This is a genomic window from Microbispora sp. KK1-11, assembly GCF_006874435.1.
GTDB lineage: Bacteria > Actinomycetota > Actinomycetes > Streptosporangiales > Streptosporangiaceae > Microbispora > Microbispora catharanthi.
This window is the reverse complement of the sequence record NZ_VIRJ01000165.1, coordinates 1-384: the sequence shown is the minus strand read 5'-3', so window position 1 is coordinate 384 and position 384 is coordinate 1. Positions and strand designations below refer to the sequence as shown.

1 protein-coding gene is annotated in these 384 nt (G+C 49.2%); it reads left to right on the top strand.

Going from position 1 to position 384, the window contains the following annotated elements; all coding sequences use genetic code 11:
* Nucleotides 1–251 (top strand): hypothetical protein (locus FLW16_RS43215; protein WP_221891608.1); only part of this gene is annotated, 251 nt, incomplete at its 5' end.
* Nucleotides 252–384: the final 133 nt, after the last annotated feature.

The following is a 384-nucleotide window of genomic DNA, read 5'->3' as shown; positions in this document are numbered from 1 at the left end:
AGAAAGGCGGCTCAACGCTGTACTACACGGCCGGCGTTTATAAAAAGCGCAGCGGCGGCGGGATGACTGAAACCGGCTTGTTACAACGCGGAAGCTTCAAGACATCAACGCCGCTGAAGTCGTTTAGTGCGAAATCGATCCGCAGCAAGACCGGCAAAGGCACCTACGTTATTCAGATCGACTGCTATTCGGATTCAGGAAAGCGCAAATACGTCGGTACGTTTGAGTCAGCGAAATTCAACGTTAAATAATGAACGAACTGAGCCGTTTCAAGCTTTCGGATACCTATCGTACCTGAACGCGTCTGAAGCGGCTCTCTCGTTGTAATTTCGTGGTATAATCGTTCTATACAACGATGTAGGACACGGAGGTACAGCGAAAATG